The organism is Amycolatopsis echigonensis (assembly GCF_002846615.1).
Taxonomy (GTDB): Bacteria; Actinomycetota; Actinomycetes; order Mycobacteriales; family Pseudonocardiaceae; genus Amycolatopsis; species Amycolatopsis echigonensis.
In genome coordinates this window covers 8,245,501-8,261,081 of record NZ_PJMY01000003.1, presented here as the reverse complement: position 1 = coordinate 8,261,081, position 15,581 = coordinate 8,245,501, and the positions used below count along the sequence as shown (strand labels likewise).

15 protein-coding genes are annotated in these 15,581 nt (G+C 72.0%); 13 read left to right on the top strand and 2 right to left on the bottom strand.

The genetic code is table 11. The features are described from left to right. Window positions 1-78: 78 nt before the first annotated feature. From ATK30_RS44005 to ATK30_RS43985, 5 genes are all read left to right on the top strand, one after another. Window positions 79-1,527, top strand: coding sequence for an ArnT family glycosyltransferase (locus ATK30_RS44005; protein ID WP_101440556.1), 1,449 nt, complete (start codon window positions 79-81; stop codon window positions 1,525-1,527). Then, window positions 1,524-2,153 carry a GPP34 family phosphoprotein gene (locus ATK30_RS44000; protein WP_101440555.1) on the top strand — a complete coding sequence of 210 codons (630 nt, stop codon included), beginning with the start codon at window positions 1,524-1,526 and terminating at the stop codon, window positions 2,151-2,153. The genes ATK30_RS44005 and ATK30_RS44000 overlap by 4 nt, the downstream gene beginning before the upstream one ends. A gap of 79 nt (window positions 2,154-2,232) precedes the next feature. Next, window positions 2,233-2,997 carry an isocitrate lyase/PEP mutase family protein gene (locus tag ATK30_RS43995; protein WP_101440554.1) on the top strand — a complete coding sequence of 255 codons (765 nt, stop codon included), beginning with the start codon at window positions 2,233-2,235 and terminating at the stop codon, window positions 2,995-2,997. A gap of 10 nt (window positions 2,998-3,007) precedes the next feature. Then, the gene (locus tag ATK30_RS43990) at window positions 3,008-4,018 is read left to right on the top strand and encodes an aminotransferase class V-fold PLP-dependent enzyme (protein WP_101440553.1); all 1,011 of its coding nucleotides are present in this window, start codon (window positions 3,008-3,010) and stop codon (window positions 4,016-4,018) included. Window positions 4,019-4,073: 55 nt separating this feature from the next. After that, window positions 4,074-4,760 (top strand): hypothetical protein, encoded by a 687-nt coding sequence (locus tag ATK30_RS43985; protein WP_101441398.1) that lies wholly within the window; start codon window positions 4,074-4,076, stop codon window positions 4,758-4,760. Between the two features lie 49 nt (window positions 4,761-4,809). Here ATK30_RS43985 and ATK30_RS43980 read toward each other — a convergent pair whose 3' ends face one another. Continuing rightward, window positions 4,810-5,730 carry a ferritin-like domain-containing protein gene (locus ATK30_RS43980; protein WP_167442113.1) on the bottom strand — a complete coding sequence of 307 codons (921 nt, stop codon included), beginning with the start codon at window positions 5,728-5,730 and terminating at the stop codon, window positions 4,810-4,812. Between the two features lie 133 nt (window positions 5,731-5,863). On the opposite strand from ATK30_RS43980, the gene rimP reads away from it, so the two are divergent. From rimP to ATK30_RS43945, 7 genes are all read left to right on the top strand, one after another. Next, complete coding sequence (gene rimP, locus ATK30_RS43975) at window positions 5,864-6,382, top strand: ribosome maturation factor RimP (RefSeq protein WP_101440552.1); 519 nt, start codon at window positions 5,864-5,866, stop codon at window positions 6,380-6,382. Then, window positions 6,379-7,446 (top strand): transcription termination factor NusA, encoded by a 1,068-nt coding sequence (gene nusA, locus ATK30_RS43970; protein ID WP_101440551.1) that lies wholly within the window; start codon window positions 6,379-6,381, stop codon window positions 7,444-7,446. The genes rimP and nusA overlap by 4 nt, the downstream gene beginning before the upstream one ends. A gap of 122 nt (window positions 7,447-7,568) precedes the next feature. Next, window positions 7,569-7,838 carry a YlxR family protein gene (locus tag ATK30_RS43965; RefSeq protein WP_376772294.1) on the top strand — a complete coding sequence of 90 codons (270 nt, stop codon included), beginning with the start codon at window positions 7,569-7,571 and terminating at the stop codon, window positions 7,836-7,838. A gap of 89 nt (window positions 7,839-7,927) precedes the next feature. After that, window positions 7,928-10,876 (top strand): translation initiation factor IF-2, encoded by a 2,949-nt coding sequence (gene infB, locus ATK30_RS43960; protein WP_101440550.1) that lies wholly within the window; start codon window positions 7,928-7,930, stop codon window positions 10,874-10,876. 170 nt (window positions 10,877-11,046) lie between these two features. Then, complete coding sequence (locus ATK30_RS43955) at window positions 11,047-11,340, top strand: DUF503 domain-containing protein (protein ID WP_009080501.1); 294 nt, start codon at window positions 11,047-11,049, stop codon at window positions 11,338-11,340. A gap of 34 nt (window positions 11,341-11,374) precedes the next feature. Further along, a complete protein-coding gene (gene rbfA / locus ATK30_RS43950) occupies window positions 11,375-11,848 on the top strand; it encodes a 30S ribosome-binding factor RbfA (protein ID WP_037369137.1) in 474 nt (157 codons plus the stop codon). 4 nt (window positions 11,849-11,852) lie between these two features. Beyond that, window positions 11,853-12,686, top strand: a complete 834-nt coding sequence (locus tag ATK30_RS43945) for an alpha/beta hydrolase (RefSeq protein ID WP_167442111.1) — start codon at window positions 11,853-11,855, stop codon at window positions 12,684-12,686. A gap of 26 nt (window positions 12,687-12,712) precedes the next feature. Here ATK30_RS43945 and ATK30_RS43940 read toward each other — a convergent pair whose 3' ends face one another. After that, window positions 12,713-13,747: a TRM11 family SAM-dependent methyltransferase gene (locus ATK30_RS43940; RefSeq protein WP_183125711.1), complete on the bottom strand. Its 1,035-nt coding sequence runs from the start codon at window positions 13,745-13,747 to the stop codon at window positions 12,713-12,715. 25 nt (window positions 13,748-13,772) lie between these two features. Between ATK30_RS43940 and ATK30_RS43935 the strand changes: the two genes are divergently transcribed. Then, a complete protein-coding gene (locus tag ATK30_RS43935) occupies window positions 13,773-14,783 on the top strand; it encodes a DHH family phosphoesterase (RefSeq protein WP_101440548.1) in 1,011 nt (336 codons plus the stop codon). The last annotated feature ends 798 nt before the right edge of the window (window positions 14,784-15,581 follow it).

Here is a 15,581-nt window from a genome sequence, read left to right as displayed (position 1 = left end):
AGCGATCCACTTTCGTCGCTGCGAGTCGCTACCGACCACGCTTACGCCGCACCCTCCCGCCGCGGTGGACTCGACGCCATGACGAGCGAGGGGATCCGGACCGCACCGCCGTTCGCCCGGCTGCCGGTGCTGGCGGTGGCGGCGGCCGCCGTCGCGCTGCTGGTCGCGACGAGCATCCGGTACGCGCACGGATTCGACGAGCTGTACTTCCTCGTGGCCGGTCGAGATCACCTGACCTGGGGGTATTTCGACCAGCCGCCGCTCGTTCCGCTGCTGGCCGGCACGCTCGACCGGTGGTTCCCCGGTTCGCTGGTCGCGTTGCGGCTGCCGATGGCGCTCGCGGCCGGCGCCGGGGCAGTGGTGACCGCGCTGACCGCCCGCGAACTCGGGGGCGGTCGCGCGGCGCAGGTGATGGCGGCGGGAGCGTACGCGACTTCCGGGCTGATGATCATCAGCCACTGGGTAGCCACGTACGCGCTGGACCCGTTCTTCTGGACGCTCGTGGTGTTCCTGCTGGTCCGCTGGACCCGGACGCGCCGCGACGGTCTGCTCGTGTGGGCCGGAGCGGTCACCGCGGTGTCGCTGCAGACGAAATTCCTGATTCCCGCGTTGTGGGGCGCGGTGCTGGTGTCCGCGCTCGTGCTCGGGCCGCGGAACCTGGTGTCCCGGCCGAAACTGTGGCTGGGCGCGCTGATCGCCGTCGTGGCCACCCTGCCGATGTTCCTCTGGCAGGCCACGCACGGGTGGGCCTACACCCGGATGGGCGAAGTTGTCGCGGCCGAATTCCCCGGCTACCTCGCCTTCGCGCGCGACGGTGTGCTCGGCGCGGGAATGGGAATCGGCGTGCTGGCGCTGCTGTACGGGATGTGGCGGCTGTTCCGTTCGCCCGACCTGGTGCCGTACCGGTACCTCGCGGCGGCGTTGCTGCTGGTGGTCGCGGTGATCGTCGGGACGCACGGCCGGTCGTACTATTTGATGAGCCTGTATTCGCTGCCGTTCGCCGCCGCCGCGACGGAGCTTTCGCGACGGAATCTGGTGCGGTGGTGGAAGATTCCGGTCGGAATCGCGTTCGCTCTTTCGGCCGCGGTCACCGTTGCCGGGCTGCCGGTGTGGCCGGCGTCGACGAAAGCGACGTCGTTCGGGCCGTTTCCGCTCGGCACCGTGTTCGCGCAGGGAGAGACCGCGCAACAGCAGCTGGCGGACGGGGTCGGGCAGGCATATCAGTCGCTGCCCGGGCCGGTGCGCCGGGAAACCGCCGTATACGGGGAAATCTACCCGTTCGCGGCGGCCGTGGAGTACTACGGGCCGCGGTACGGGATCAATGATGTCTACAGTGGACACCGAGGCTACTGGTATTTCGGCCGGCCGCCGGGTTCCGCGCGAAACGTGCTTTTCGCGGGTTTCGATCCGGCGTTGCTGCGTCCGTACTTCTCTTCGGTGACCGAAGTGGTGCCCGGGCTGATGTGGCTGTACACCGGGCGGAAGCAATCCTGGGAAACGATCTGGCCAGAGGTGAAGAAACAATGAGCGATTCCTTGCCCGCGCGAGCGTATTTCCTCGCCTGCGATCCGGACGGCGGACCGGTCTCCCGCCGTCCCCGGGCGGCCCTGCTGGTCCGTGCCGCGGCGGTGACCGACCTGGTGCTGCGCGGCAACCTCCGCGACCAGCGCGGCCACGCTGAGCCAACCGGCGCCGCCCCGACCGGCGACCTCCTGCTCGACGATCTGCTCGCCGACCTCCGCGCGCACCGCCCGGCGTCGTGGCGGGCGTTGCTGCGCCGCGGCAAGAACGACACGCTGCAGTCGCTGGAAACGCAACTCTCCGCGGCCGGGCTGCTCGAGGAGGGCAGCAGTTCGATCTTGCACCGCAAGGTTTTGGAGCCTTCCGACCCGGCGCGAGTACGCGACGCGCACGCACTGCTCGACCACGCCCTGACCGCTCCGCTGTCCGAAGTGGACGCTTCCGACGCGGCCCTGGCGGCACTCGCCGGGGCCTCCGGAGCCGGGATGTCCCGGTCGGACGCGCGGCGCCACTCCGGCCGGCTGAAGGAACTGGAACAGCTCGCCGGGCCGGTGGTTCCGGCGCTGCGCAAGGCCGTAGCCGGTCGGCGGGCCGCGCGGATCGCGGCGTTCTCCGGCGGTTCCGGCGGCTGATGCCGGGCCGTCGGCCAGCCGAGGGGGCTGACCGACGGTTCGGCCGCCGCCGAAACGTGGACGTCGTACCGTGGCGGCCATGACCTCCTTCGCCGCGCTGCACGTCCCGGGCCGTCCGCTGTTGCTGCCGAACGTCTGGGAGTTCGGCTTCGCTGCCGCTCTCGCCGACGCGGGCCACCCGGCGGTCGGCACGACCAGTCTCGGCGTCTCGGCCGCCGCCGGGCTCGCCGACGGCGCTCCGGAGTCCCGTGCCGCCACCGTCGCACTGGCGAAATCGCTGGCGCCGCTGGACATCCTGGTCAGCATCGACCTCGCCGACGGGTTCAGCGCCGACCCCGCCGAAGTAGCGGACCTCGTCGCGGAACTCGCCGACGCCGGGGTCGTCGGCGTCAACCTGGAAGACGGCCGGGGCGACGCCCTCGCCCCGATCGTCGTCCAGGCCGCGCTGCTGGCGAAGGTGCGCGAACGGGTCCCGGGCATGTTCCTCAACGCCCGCACCGACACGCATTGGCTCGGCACCGGCCCGGTCGCGGACGCCGTCACCCGGGCGCGCGCGTACGCCGAAGCCGGCGCCGACTGCGTCTTCGTCCCCGGACTGCACGAGCCCGCGGACGTGACGGAGCTTGTCGAAGCGGTCGACGTGCCGGTGAACCTCCTGTACCTGCCCGGGAAAGCCACTTTCTCGGAATTGGCTTCCCTGGGCGTGGCGAGGGTCAGTTTCGGCTCAATGCCTTACCGCGTGGCACTTTCCGCCGCACTGGCCACAGTGGACTCCGTCCGGGAAGGGGCGGAGCTGCCGGTGCGGCCGCCGTCGTACGGGGATGTCACGGCCTTGCTCCCGTAATCTGGGCTCCATGATCTTCGGAGGAAGCACCGACTTCGCTGTCCCCGCCGGATACCTCAACACGCCCAGCATCGGGATCCCGCCGGCGCCCGTCGCCGAAGCGGTCGACGCCGCGGTCGGCCGGTGGCGCACCGGACAGGACACCCCGACGGACTTCGACGAGGCGGTATCCCGTTCCCGCAGCGGGTTCGCGCGGCTCGCCGGGGTCCCGGCGGAGCGGGTGGCGATCGGCGCGTCGGTGTCGCAGCTGGCGGCGAACGTCGCCGCCGGGCTGGCCCCGGACGCCCGCGTCCTGGTCGCCGAGGGGGAATTCACCAGCGTGACGTTCCCGTTCGCGGAGCGGGCGAACGTCACCGAAGCGCCGCTCGCCAAGCTGGCGCAGCATGTCGAAGGCCACGACCTCGTCGCGGTCAGCCTCGCGCAGTCGGCCGACGGCGCGCTCCTCGACACCGCCGCGCTGCGGGCCGCCTCCGAAGCCGCCGGCGTGCCGGTCCTGATCGACGTCACGCAAGCCGCGGGCTGGCTCCCGCTGGACGTCGCGTGGGCGGACTGGATCGTCTGCGGGGGCTACAAATGGCTGTTCTCGCCGCGCGGCTGCGCCTGGCTCGCGGTGCACCCGCGAGCCCATGAACGGACCCGGCCGGTCGCCGCGAACTGGTACGCCGGCGACGATCCGTGGTCCTCGGTCTACGGAATGCCACTGCGCCTGGCCGGAAACGCTCGGGCGTTCGACCTTTCGCCGGTGTGGCTGGCACACGTCGGCGCAGCGGAAGCGTTCGGCTACTTGGCGTCACTGGACCTCGCCGCGGTGCGCGAACACAACGCCGGCCTGGCCGATTCCCTGCGCACCGCGGCCGGACTGGAGCCGCAGGGGAGCGCGATCGTGGCGCTGGAGGCCGATCCGGAGCGGATCGCCGAAGCCGGGGTCGTGGCGAGCGTCCGCAACGGGCGGGTACGGGTCGGTTTCCATCTGTACAACGGCCCTGACGACGTCGAACGCGTTCTGCGCGCACTGGGCTGAGCGCGCTGGGCCGAGCGTCTGGGGGAGCGCCGGGGCGGTGAACTACGGTGTTCGCGTGTCCCATCCGCACTTCACCCCCGGCGTCCCCGGTCCTTCGGACACGGCCCCGATCCCGGCCGTGCCCGCGCAGCCGGGCCCGCCCCCGGGGCCGCCGCCCGGGCCGTCGCGCAACCGCGCCCTGCTGCTGCGCGGCGCCGGGCTCGTGGCGATCGCCGTCGTGGCCGGGCTCGTCTGGTATCTGATCCGGCACGACAGCACGCCGGAACAGCCGGTCGCCGAATCCCCGGCGACGACCGCGAAGCCCGCGTTCGACTACAAACTGGCCGAAGGCCCGGTCAAGGCGACCGACTGCGCCGCCAACGCCTACTCGGGCGCCAAGAAGTTCTTCCAGGACAACCAGTGCACCTCCTTGGCGCGGGCGCTGTACACGGTGCAGTCCGGCGACGCGAAGGCGCTGGTGTCGGTCGTGCTGGTGACCATGCCGGACGCGGCGAAGGCGACCGAGCTGAAACAGCTCACCGACCAGGACGGCACGGGCAACGTGAGCGACCTGGTCCGCGACGGCACCTTCCACGACACCGACGCCCCGAAGCTGAGCGGCGACCAGGCCGTGTACGAGTCGAAAGCCAGCGGCCCCGAGGTGACGATCGTGCTGACCGACTTCTACTACGGCCACCACGACAAGCCGCTGCTCGAGCAGATCGCCAAGAACGCGCTGAAGCTGTCCGGCAAGCTCCGCTGACCGCTTTCGCGAGCGCGCAGGCCGGTCCCGTCCGGCCTGCGCGCTTTTCTTATGCGGGCTGCCCGGGGAGTGCGACCGCGGCGGGCTTCTGCCCGGCCTCCTGCCGCCACGGCATCCCGCGCCGCGCCGCCGCGATCAACGCCTGCAACGCCATCCCGCGCAGCCCCGAATCGTCGGTGTGCGTGAGCACGGCATGCCAGGCCGCCGCCGTGTCCGCCTCCGCGCTGGCCACCAGCGCGGCAGCCGAAGCAGTGTCCGTGACCGGTTTAGGCGGCACGTACGCCGCTTCAGGCGCGACCGGCGTCGCCGACGCCGACGTGATCATCTGCGTGACCACGTCCCGCCGCGCGGTGTGCTCCGCGCGGCCAGCCTTCACCGCGTCCCCGAAATCACCCGGCAGGTACGCCGTCACCAGCCCGTACACCCACAACGACGCGTGCTCGGCCGCCAGCGCCTTCTGCAGCGGATCCACCGCTTCCTTCGGCACCGACGCCGGCGCCGCCGCGGCTTTCGCGTCGGCCCCCGGCCCGAGCTCCGGCGCGACCCGCTGCAGCCCGGCGCACCCGGCGGCCACCGACGCGACGAGCCCGGCCCGGTACGCCGGCAGCGCGGGCACCAGGTCCTCGGCCTGCTTGCGCGCGGCGGCGAGCCGGTCCTTGAACCCGCCGAGATCGGCGGGCGCGGGCGGGACGTTCTCCGCCCTCTTCGGCCGGTTCAGCCGGTCCACCTCGGTCTTGAGCGCGGCCGCCTGCGCGGCTCTGGCGTCGGCGACCTGTCCGGCCGCGTCGCCGCCGGCGGGCAGCTTCCTGGCCGCGGCGGCGTCGGCCTCGGCCATCGCCAGCAGCGGGGCCAGCGGATCGGGGGCGTCGTCGTAGCCGCCCGAGCAGGCGGCGAGCGGCACAGCCGCGGCGACAGTGGCGCTCAGGGCGCCCAGACGCAGCACGGCGCGCCGGGAGAGGTCTGCGGTCACGTCGGCCCATCCTGCCAGGCCCCCGGGTGCGCCGCCGCTCGCGCGTCTTCGCGGGGGCGCAGGATAAGCTTGACCTTCACCGACCACAGCCGTGACCAGCCCGCGTCACGACGGCCGAACAGGAGTGCTCCACGTGCCCAACGAACTCGCCAGCCGGCTGGAGCCGATCGTGGCCGAAGCCGTCACGACCGCGGGTTTCGACCTCGACTCGCTCGAGGTGCAGCAAGCCGGAAGGCGACAGCTGGTGAAGGTGGTCGTCGACTCCGACGACGGCGTCGGGCTGGACGAGGTCGCCGAGGTCAGCCGCACCGTGTCGGCCGCCCTCGACGAGAACGAGCACGTGCTGGCGAGCGCCTACACGCTCGAGGTCACCTCGCCGGGCCTCGACCGGCCGCTCACCCAGCGGCGGCACTGGCGGCGCGCCCGGTTCCGCCTCGTCAAGATCACGCCCGTCGAAGGCCCCGCCTACCTCGGCCGCGTCGGCCACGCCGGCGAGAAGAGCGTGCGCGTGCTCGTCGACGGCCGGATCAAGGACGTGTCCTACCAGTCCGTCGCGAAGGCCGTGGTGGAAGTCGAGTTCAAGCAACCGCCCGCCGAGGAACTCAAACAGCTGACCGCGGACGAGAACGAGAAGAAGGAGGAGTCGAAGTGAACGTGGACATCGCCGCGCTGCGGGCGATCGAACGGGACAAGGACATCCCCTTCGACACGGTCATCGAGGCCATCGAGACCGCGCTGCTCACCGCGTACAAGCACACCGAGGGCCACCAGCCGCACGCCCGGATCGACATCGACCGCAAGACCGGCCTCGTCCGCGTGCTCGCGCACACCCTCACCTCCGACGGCGAGGTCGACGAGGAATGGGACGACACGCCCGAGGGCTTCGGCCGGATCGCCGCCACCACCGCGCGCCAGGTCATCCTGCAGCGGCTGCGCGACGCCGAGCACGAGAAGACCTACGGCGAGTTCTCCGCCAAGGAGGGCGAGATCGTGGCCGGGGTGGTGCAGCGCGACGCGCGCGCCAACGCCCGCGGCATGGTCGTGATCCAGGTCGGCGACACCGAGGGCGTGCTGCCGCAGGCCGAACAGGTCGCGGGGGAGTCCTACGAGCACGGCACCCGGATCAAGGCGTTCGTGTTCGGCGTGTCGCGCAGCAACCGCGGCCCGCAGATCATGCTGTCGCGCTCGCACCCGAACCTGGTGCGCAAGCTGTTCGCGCTGGAGGTCCCGGAGATCGCCGACGGCACCGTCGAGATCGCCGCGGTCGCCCGCGAACCGGGGCACCGGTCGAAGATCGCCGTCCGCTCCACCATCCCCGGCGTCAACGCCAAGGGCGCCTGCATCGGCCCGATGGGCGCGCGCGTGCGCAACGTGATGAGCGAGCTGGCCGGCGAGAAGATCGACATCATCGACTGGTCCGACGACCCGGCGAAGTTCGTCGGGAATGCATTGTCGCCCGCGAAGGTTGTTTCGGTACGTGTCGTGGACGAACGCGCCAAGACGGCGAGGGTCGTCGTGCCGGACTTCCAGCTGTCGCTGGCGATCGGCAAGGAGGGCCAGAACGCCCGCCTCGCCGCCCGGCTCACCGGCTGGCGGATCGACATCCGCAGCGACGCGGCCCCCGCTGAGCCCGCCGGACCGGCCGGTCCCGCCGGGGGTGAGCAAGACCACGCCGGCCAGGCGCGGCCCGCCGCGGCGACCGGTTCGGCCGACTGAAGGTGCAGGCGCTAGACTCGACAACGGTTCAAGACCCGCGAAGGGCTACTGGGGACACCCCCGACCTCCAGCGTCACCGGCATTCGCCGGTGCGCACGTGTGTCGGCTGCCGGAAACGGGACTTGACCGGAGAACTGCTGCGCGTGGTCGCGGTGGACGGGCGAGTGGTCGTCGACGAACGTCGGCGGCTGCCGGGCCGGGGTGCGTGGCTGCACCCGGGGCCGGGCTGCCTGGCCAAAGCCGAGCGGAAGCGGGCGTTCCCCCGGGCTCTCCGGGCCCAGGGCGCGCTCGAGACCGCGGAGCTGCACGACCACGCGGCGTTCGCCGCGGACGACGACGCCGGGACACCCCCGGGGTCGCGAGAAACAAGGAAGCAGGTCGACCCGTCATGAGTCAGCCGTGAAGCTGAAGCCATGAACGCGCGACGATAAGGACGAGGTCAGCGGGGTCCCCGCCTGGCCTCCCCTAGATGAGGAGAGCTGTGCCAGGCAAGGCCCGTGTACACGAGCTCGCTAAGGAGCTCGGCATCACCAGCAAAGAAGTACTCGCCAAGCTGAAGGAGCAGGGCGAGTTCGTGAAGTCCGCGTCGTCCACCGTCGAGGCGCCCGTCGCCCGCCGGCTCCGCGACGCGTACCCCGCCAAGGGCGGGAAGAAGCCCGGCCCCACCCCGGGACCGCGACCGGCTCCGAAGCCGGCCGCTCCGCAGCAGCAGAGCGCCGCTCCGCAGGCCCCGGCCCAGCCGGCCGCCGCGCAGCAGCAGCAGGCCCCGGCCGCGAAGCCGAGCCCGCAGGCGTCCAAGCCTGCCGCCGCGGGACCGAAGCCCGGCGGTCCGCGCCCCGGGCCGCGCCCGCCCGCACCGGCGCAGCCGGCCCCCGCGCAGGAGGTCCCGGCCGCCAAGGCCGAGCCCGCCGCGCCCAAGCCGGCCCCGAAGCAGCAGGACACGTCGTCCGCCGGTTCGGTCGTGCCGCCCAAGCCGCAGGGCCCCAAGCCCGGCGGTCCGAAGCCCGGTCCGCGCACCCCGCGGGTCGGCAACAACCCGTTCGGCGTCGGCTCCGGGTCCCCGGCTCCGCGTCCGCCCGCCCGTCCCGGCCCCGGCCAGGGCGGCGAGAGCCGTCCGCCGCGTCCCGGCGGCGGCCAGGGCGGCGGCGAGCGTCCGCCGCGTCCCGGCGGGCAGGGCGGCGGCAACCGGCCGAGCCCGGGCAACATGCCCCCGCGCCCGAACCCCGGCATGATGCCGGGCCGCGCCCGTCCGGCCGGACCGGCAGGCGGCCGCGGCGGTCCCGGCGGCGGCGCTGGCCGTCCTGGCGGCGGCGGTCGTCCCGGTGGCGGCGGCGGTGGCGGCGGCTTCCGCGGCGGCCCTGGTGGCGGCGGCGGTGGCGGCGGCTTCCGTCCCGGCGGCGGCGGTGGCGGCGGCTTCCGTCCCGGCGGCGGCGGTGGCGGCGCCCCGGCAGGCGGCGGCGGTTTCCGCGGCGGCGGCGGTCGTGGCGGCCCCGGCGGCCGCGGCGGCACGGCCGGTGCTTTCGGCCGTCCCGGCGGGCCCTCGCGCAAGGGCCGCAAGTCGAAGCGGCAGAAGCGCCAGGAGTACATGGACAACATGCAGGCGCCCAGCGTCGGCGGCGTCCGCCTGCCCAAGGGCCAGGGCGAGACGATCCGGCTGCCGCGCGGCGCTTCGCTGACCGACTTCGCCGAGAAGATCGACGCCAACCCGGCTTCGCTGGTGCAGGTGCTCTTCCACCTCGGCGAGATGGTCACCGCGACGCAGTCCGTGTCGGACGACATCCTCGAGCTGCTCGGCGGCGAAATGAACTACAACGTTCAGGTCGTCAGCCCCGAGGAGGAGGACCGCGAGCTCCTGGAGACCTTCGACATCACCTACGGTGAGGACGAGGGCGGCGAGGAAGACCTGCAGGTCCGTCCGCCGGTCGTGACGATCATGGGTCACGTCGACCACGGTAAGACCCGGTTGCTGGACACGATCCGCAAGACGAAGGTCCGCGAGAGCGAGGCCGGCGGCATCACCCAGCACATCGGCGCCTACCAGATCGAGACCGAGCTCGAAGGCGTGCCGCGGCTGATCACCTTCATCGACACCCCGGGTCACGAGGCGTTCACCGCCATGCGTGCCCGAGGCGCGAACTCGACCGACATCGCGGTGATCGTGGTGGCGGCCGACGACGGCGTGATGCCGCAGACGGTGGAGGCGATCAACCACGCGCAGGCCGCGAAGGCCCCGATCGTGGTCGCGATCAACAAGATCGACAAGGAGGGCGCGAACCCGGACAAGATCCGGCAGCAGCTCACCGAGTACAACCTCATCGCCGAGGAATACGGCGGCGACACGATGTTCGTCGAGATCTCCGCACGGGAGAACATCAACATCGACGGGCTTCTCGAGGCGATCCTGCTGACCGCGGACGCGGCTCTGGACCTCCGGGCCAACCCGGACATGGAGGCGCAGGGCGTCGCGATCGAGGCGCACCTCGACCGCGGCCGCGGCCCGGTGGCCACCGTCCTGGTCCAGCGCGGCACGCTGCGCGTCGGCGACTCGGTCGTGGCGGGCGACGCCTACGGCCGCGTCCGCCGGATGGTCGACGAGCACAACGAGGACGTCACCGAGGCGCTGCCCTCGCGTCCGGTCCAGGTCATCGGGTTCACCTCGGTGCCGGGAGCGGGCGACACCTTCCTGGTGGTCGACGAGGACCGCGTCGCCCGGCAGATCGCCGAGCGCCGCTCCGCTCGCACCCGCAACGCGCTCAACGCGTCGCGGCGCAAGCGGGTCAGCCTCGAGGACCTCGACTCCGCCTTGAAGGAGACGAGCAGCCTCAACCTGATCATCAAGGGTGACAACTCGGGTACCGTCGAAGCCCTCGAAGCGGCGCTGCTGCAGCTGGACGTCGGCGAAGACGTCGAACTGCACGTGGTTCACCGCGGCGTCGGCGGCGTGACCGAATCGGACATCGACCTGGCGACCGCGTCGGACGCGATCGTCCTCGGGTTCAACGTCCGGGCGCAGGGCAAGGCGACCGAGCGGGCCACCCGCGAGGGCGTCGACGTGCGCTACTACACGGTCATCTACCAGGCGATCGAGGAGATCGAGCAGGCCCTGAAGGGCATGCTCAAGCCGGAGTACGAAGAGGTCGAACTGGGCCGCGCCGAGGTCCGGGACGTCTTCAAGTCCTCCAAGATCGGCACGATCGCCGGTTGCCTGGTCATGTCCGGCGAGATCCGGCGCAACGCCAAGGCCCGCCTCCTGCGCGACGGCAACGTCATCGCGCAGAACCTGCCGATCAACTCGCTGCGCCGTTTCAAGGACGACGTGGTCGAGGTCCGGGAAGGGTACGAGTGCGGTCTCACGCTGGGCTCGTACAGCGACATCAAGGTCGACGACGTGATCGAGACCTACGAACAGCGGGAGAAGCCCCGTAGCTGACGGCTCCCGTGGGGGAGGGGCGTGCTCGCAGGCTGCGCTCGCCCCTCCCCGCCGCCAGCGTGTTGTGCGGGGGTCGAACCCCCGCGCCCCCGCCAGGGGGCAAGCCCCCTGGACCCCTGCCGGGGTCCAGCCGGGCTTTTCCGTCGAGTTTTGTAGGTTGGTGGCTGGCTTTGTTTGTCGGAGCCTTGGAGCTCGACTTGCTGCTCGACGACGTGCATTCGTTGAAGCAGAAACGATCCGTGGTGCGGCCGGTGGTGGCCGAACTGCGGAAGCGATTCGCCGTCTCGGTCGCCGAGGCGGGACATCTGGACCTGCACCGGCGCGCGCTCATCGGCGTCGCCGCGGTCGCCCCCGACGGCGAGCACATCCGGGACGTGCTCGACGCGTGCGAGCGGTTCGCGGCCGGACGCCCGGAATTCGAGCTGCTCTCCGCGCGCCGCCGGCTGCTCGGCCCGGACGACTAGAACACCGGGAAATCCGGAGAAGGAGACCTCAGCCATGGCCGATCCCGCTCGGGCACGCAAGCTCGCCAAGCGGATCTCGCAGATCGTGGCCTCGGCGATCGAACACGACGTCAAGGACCCGCGACTGGGCGCGGTGACCATCACCGACGCCCGCGTCACTGCGGACCTGCACGACGCCACGGTGTACTACACGGTGCTCGGCGAAACCGTCGACGCGGAGCCGGACTTCGCGAGCGCCGCGGCCGCGCTGGAGGCCGCGCGCGGCGTCCTGCGCACGAAGGTGGGACAGGGCACCGGCGTCCGCTACACCCCGACGCTCACCTTCGTCGCCGACAGCGTTCCGGACGACGCCCGCCGCATCGAAGAACTGCTCGCGAAGGCCCGCGAATCGGACGCCGAGGTGGCGCGCCGGGCGACCGGAGCGCAGCCCGCGGGCGAAGCGGACCCGTACAAGGCCCCTCGTGCCGAAGAGGACGAGGAGCAAGCAGAAGAGGAGACGCGCGGCTGAAGCGATGCGGTCAAAGCCCGGTGTCACGCGACGCGGCCTGCTGCTCGGCGGTCCCGCGGCGCTCGTCGCCGCCTGCGCCGGGCGCTCCGCCCCGGTGGCTGCGCCGCCCTCGGCTGCCCCGGCCTCCAGCCCGTCGCCCCTGAAGGCGTCGATCACGATCCACCGCAGGCACTCCGCGGCCCGCGGCCGGGACGTCGACGTGGTGCTGATGACGCCCGACGGCGTCCCCAGCACCGGCCTGCCGGTCTGCGTCGCGCTGCACGGGCGCGGGGCGAACGCCCGCACGTTCCTGGACCTGGACCTGCCCGCGGCCCTCACCGCCGCGGTCCGGTCCGGGACCCCGCCGTTCGCGGTCGTCGCGGTCGACGGCAGCCACTACTGGATGCCTGACGGCGGCGACGACCCGCACCGGATGCTCACCGACGAACTCCCCGGCTGGCTGTCCGAATCCGGACTCCGCCCGATGGCCGGGCTCTTCGGCATCTCGATGGGCGGCTTCGGAGCCCTGAACCTGGCCCGCCGCCGTCGTGACGTGACCGCGGTGGCCACCTGCAGTGCGGCTCTGTTCCGCACCTGGCCGGAAGCCCGGACGCGGCACGTCTTCGCGTCCCAGGACGACTGGACGGCCGCGGAGCCGCTGCAGCACGTGGACGAACTCCCGTCCCGCGGCCTCGGCGTGTGGTGCGGGGACGGGGATTCCTTCGTGGCCGCCAACCGGAAGCTGATCAGCACCGCCCATCCGGAGGTCGCGCGGATCACGCCGGGAAAGCACACCTCGGAGTACTGGAAGGGCGTCCTGCCGGAGGTGCTGCGCTTTCTCGGGCCGCGCGTGGCGTAACCGGATCACCGGTCTCCGCCGCGACTTCAGACGGGCTTTCCCGCCACCACGAGATCGCGCACGATCGCCTGGTCCACCCGGTGCGCCAGTTCCTCGTACGGCCCGCCCGAGCGCACCGCCAGCCCCGCCCGTTCCAGGATCGCCACCAGGTCCTCCCGCGGCAGCACATGCGTGTTCCATGAGATTCCCAGCGCACCGCCCGGCCGGAGCACCCGGTTCCACACCGGGATCGCCGCCGCGAGAAGGTCGCGCGGGCTGCGGGCCAGTCCGGTGTCGCGGTGGCTGCCGTGCTGCACGCCGTACGGCGCGTCGGTCACGATCAGGTCCACCGACGCCGGACGAAGGACCTCGTCGGTGGTCAGGGTGTCCGCGTTGAGATAGCTGAGCCGCCGGGTGCGGCCGGCCTTGTAGTCGTCCTTGTCGAACGCGTACTCGATGTCCAGCCGGCGGCCGAGGCGGACCTTGTTGCGGCGCAGCTGGCCGGATTCCGCGGTGTGCTTCACGCGCTTCGTGCGCAGCCACGTCTTCACGAACTGTTCGTACGCCTCGAAATCGCGCTCGTCGACGTCGAGGCCGGTCGCGTCGAAGCCGTACATCACGGCCTGGTTCAGCGTCGTCCCGCGGCCGCACAGCGGGTCGAGGACGTGCAGTTCGCGGTCCGTCCAGTCCGCGGGCCGCGAGGTCGCCAGCAGGGTCAGGTTGAGCAGCAGTTTCGTGAACTGCTCGTTCGTCTTGCCCGGGTACTTCTGGATGGTCAGCAGGTCGGAGTCCGCCTTCGCCAGCGGGTGCACGGCGACCGGCCGCAGCACGCCGTCGCCCAGTTCGAACAGGGCGTACAGCGAGGACAGGTTCGACAGCAGCGCGAGGTCGCGCTCGCCGAGCGGGGCCGCGCAGGCGAATTTCACGTACCCGACACCGCCGAGTTCGATCTCTTCGATCGCCGACACCTCGGCGGAAAGACCGGCGCCGAAGGCCGCCAGCTCGGCGCGCAGCAGCGCCGGCGACGACGCGGCGTACACGCGGTTGGCGGAAGGCAGAACGAGGATCACGTACTCAGGCATCCCGCAGAGCGTAGCGTGACACATCGTGACAGCTTCCCTGGTACAGGACATCGAGGCCGCCGCCGCACTGCTGGCCGGGGCCACCGACGTGACGCTGCTCGGACACGTGCGCCCCGACGCCGACGCCCTCGGCAGCGCGCTGGCCCTCGGCCACGTGCTGCATCGCGGCGGCGCGCGCGTGCGAGTCGCCTTCGGCGAGCCGGACGAGGCCCCCGAAACACTGGCCTGGCTGGATGTCGACGGCCTGATCACCCCGGTCGACGCCCTCCCTCCGACGGACGGCGTGCTCGTCGCGCTCGACACTCCGACCCTGGCCCGCCTGGGCAGACTCGCCCCGAGGGTCGCCGCGGTCCGCGACGCGGGCGGTTCGGTCCTGGTCGTCGACCACCACGCGACGAACGGCCGCTACGGCACGCACCACGTCGTGGACGACACCGCCGAGGCGACGGCGATCCTGGTCACGCGGATCATCGAGGCGATGGGCGTCGAACTGGACGCGCCCGCGGCGCGCTGCCTGTACGCCGGGGTAGTCACCGACACGAGCGGCTTCCGCCGGGCAAGCCCCGAAACCCACCGGATCGCGGCGCGCCTCCTGGAAGCCGGGGCGGACCCGGGCGAAGTGGCCCGCCGCATCGTCGACGACCACCCGTTCGCGTGGCTGCCGATGCTGGCGACGGTCCTGTCGGAAGCCCGCCTGGAACCCGAAGGGGCCCAAGGGTTCGGCTTCGTCCACACGGTAGTGCGCGCGGCCGCGGCGGCGACCGTGCGGCTCGAAGAGGTGGAGTCGGTGATCGACGTGGTGCGCGCGACCCGGGAGGCCGGAGTCGCGGCGGTGCTGAAGGAAGTCGGGCCTGGTCCAGTGTGGACGGTCTCGCTGCGCTCCGCGGGCGACATCGACGTGTCCGCCGCAGCCGCGGAGTTCGGCGGGGGAGGCCATCGGATGGCCGCGGGGTGCACCGCGGAAGGCCCGGCGGAGGACGTGCTGGAGCGGCTGCGGGAGGCGCTCGAGAGGGCGCCGTTGCTGCGGGCTTCCTGATCCCGCACCGCTTCTTCGCTCTTTTTCCGTTTAAGGACCCCTCTCGCCGCCGCCCGGTCCAATGCCAGGACTTAAGGCGGTGACCGGGACTGGGCAAACAGAAAAGTCAGGTGAGGACGAACCGCGCATTTCGCCGAGGTTGGGTCCTTTGTGGACGCGCGGCGGCCGGTGCGGCCACCCCATTAATCCCCTGGCATTGCGGCCAGGTCCGTGAAAGGCCCCTTCACGGACCATCCACCGAAACGATTCGTGATGGCCGCTTTCACGGACGCGCGATGGTACGCGCTGGGAAGCGCCGGAACGAGACAGCAGGCTCGCCGTCCGGCCTGCCGGAGTAGGAAGCCGGGCACGTTGTCCGACCTTTCGCCGCAGGACAGAGGTTCGCCGCCCGGTCCGGCGGAGCGGGAACGAGGCTTGCCCTCCGGCTCGTTGGAGCGTGGAGCGGTGCTTGCTGTGCAGGCTGGCGGAGCAGGGCGTCGGTTGGCTGTCCGGGGATACCGCGCCCGCTGCCCGGTCTGTCCGAGTGAGAGACCAGGCTCGTCCTCTGCTCCTCCGGCGCGGGAAACGAGGCTGCCCTCCGGCTCGTTGGAGCGTGGAGCGGTGCTTGCTGTGCAGGCTGGCGGAGCAGGGCGTCGGTTGGCTGTCCGGGGATACCGCGCCCGCTGCCCGGCCTGCCGGAGCGGGAAACCATGCCTGCCCTCTGGTCCGCCGGAGCGGGAAACGAGGCTGCCCTCCGGCTTGCTGGAGCGTGGGAGCGATGCGTGCTCTCCAGACCGTCCGAGCCGGACGTCGGTCCGC

Bases quoted from the DNA above. Each gene is read 5' to 3' on its own strand.
- ATK30_RS43945 (WP_167442111.1), top strand. From the start codon at position 11,853: ATGCGGTCAAAGCCCGGTGTCACGCGACGCGGCCTGCTGCTCGGCGGT.
- ATK30_RS43940 (WP_183125711.1), bottom strand. From the start codon at position 13,747: ATGCCTGAGTACGTGATCCTCGTTCTGCCTTCCGCCAACCGCGTGTAC.
- ATK30_RS43990 (WP_101440553.1), top strand. From the start codon at position 3,008: ATGATCTTCGGAGGAAGCACCGACTTCGCTGTCCCCGCCGGATACCTC.
- ATK30_RS44000 (WP_101440555.1), top strand. From the start codon at position 1,524: ATGAGCGATTCCTTGCCCGCGCGAGCGTATTTCCTCGCCTGCGATCCG.
- ATK30_RS43995 (WP_101440554.1), top strand. From the start codon at position 2,233: ATGACCTCCTTCGCCGCGCTGCACGTCCCGGGCCGTCCGCTGTTGCTG.
- rbfA (WP_037369137.1), top strand. From the start codon at position 11,375: ATGGCCGATCCCGCTCGGGCACGCAAGCTCGCCAAGCGGATCTCGCAG.
- ATK30_RS44005 (WP_101440556.1), top strand. From the start codon at position 79: ATGACGAGCGAGGGGATCCGGACCGCACCGCCGTTCGCCCGGCTGCCG.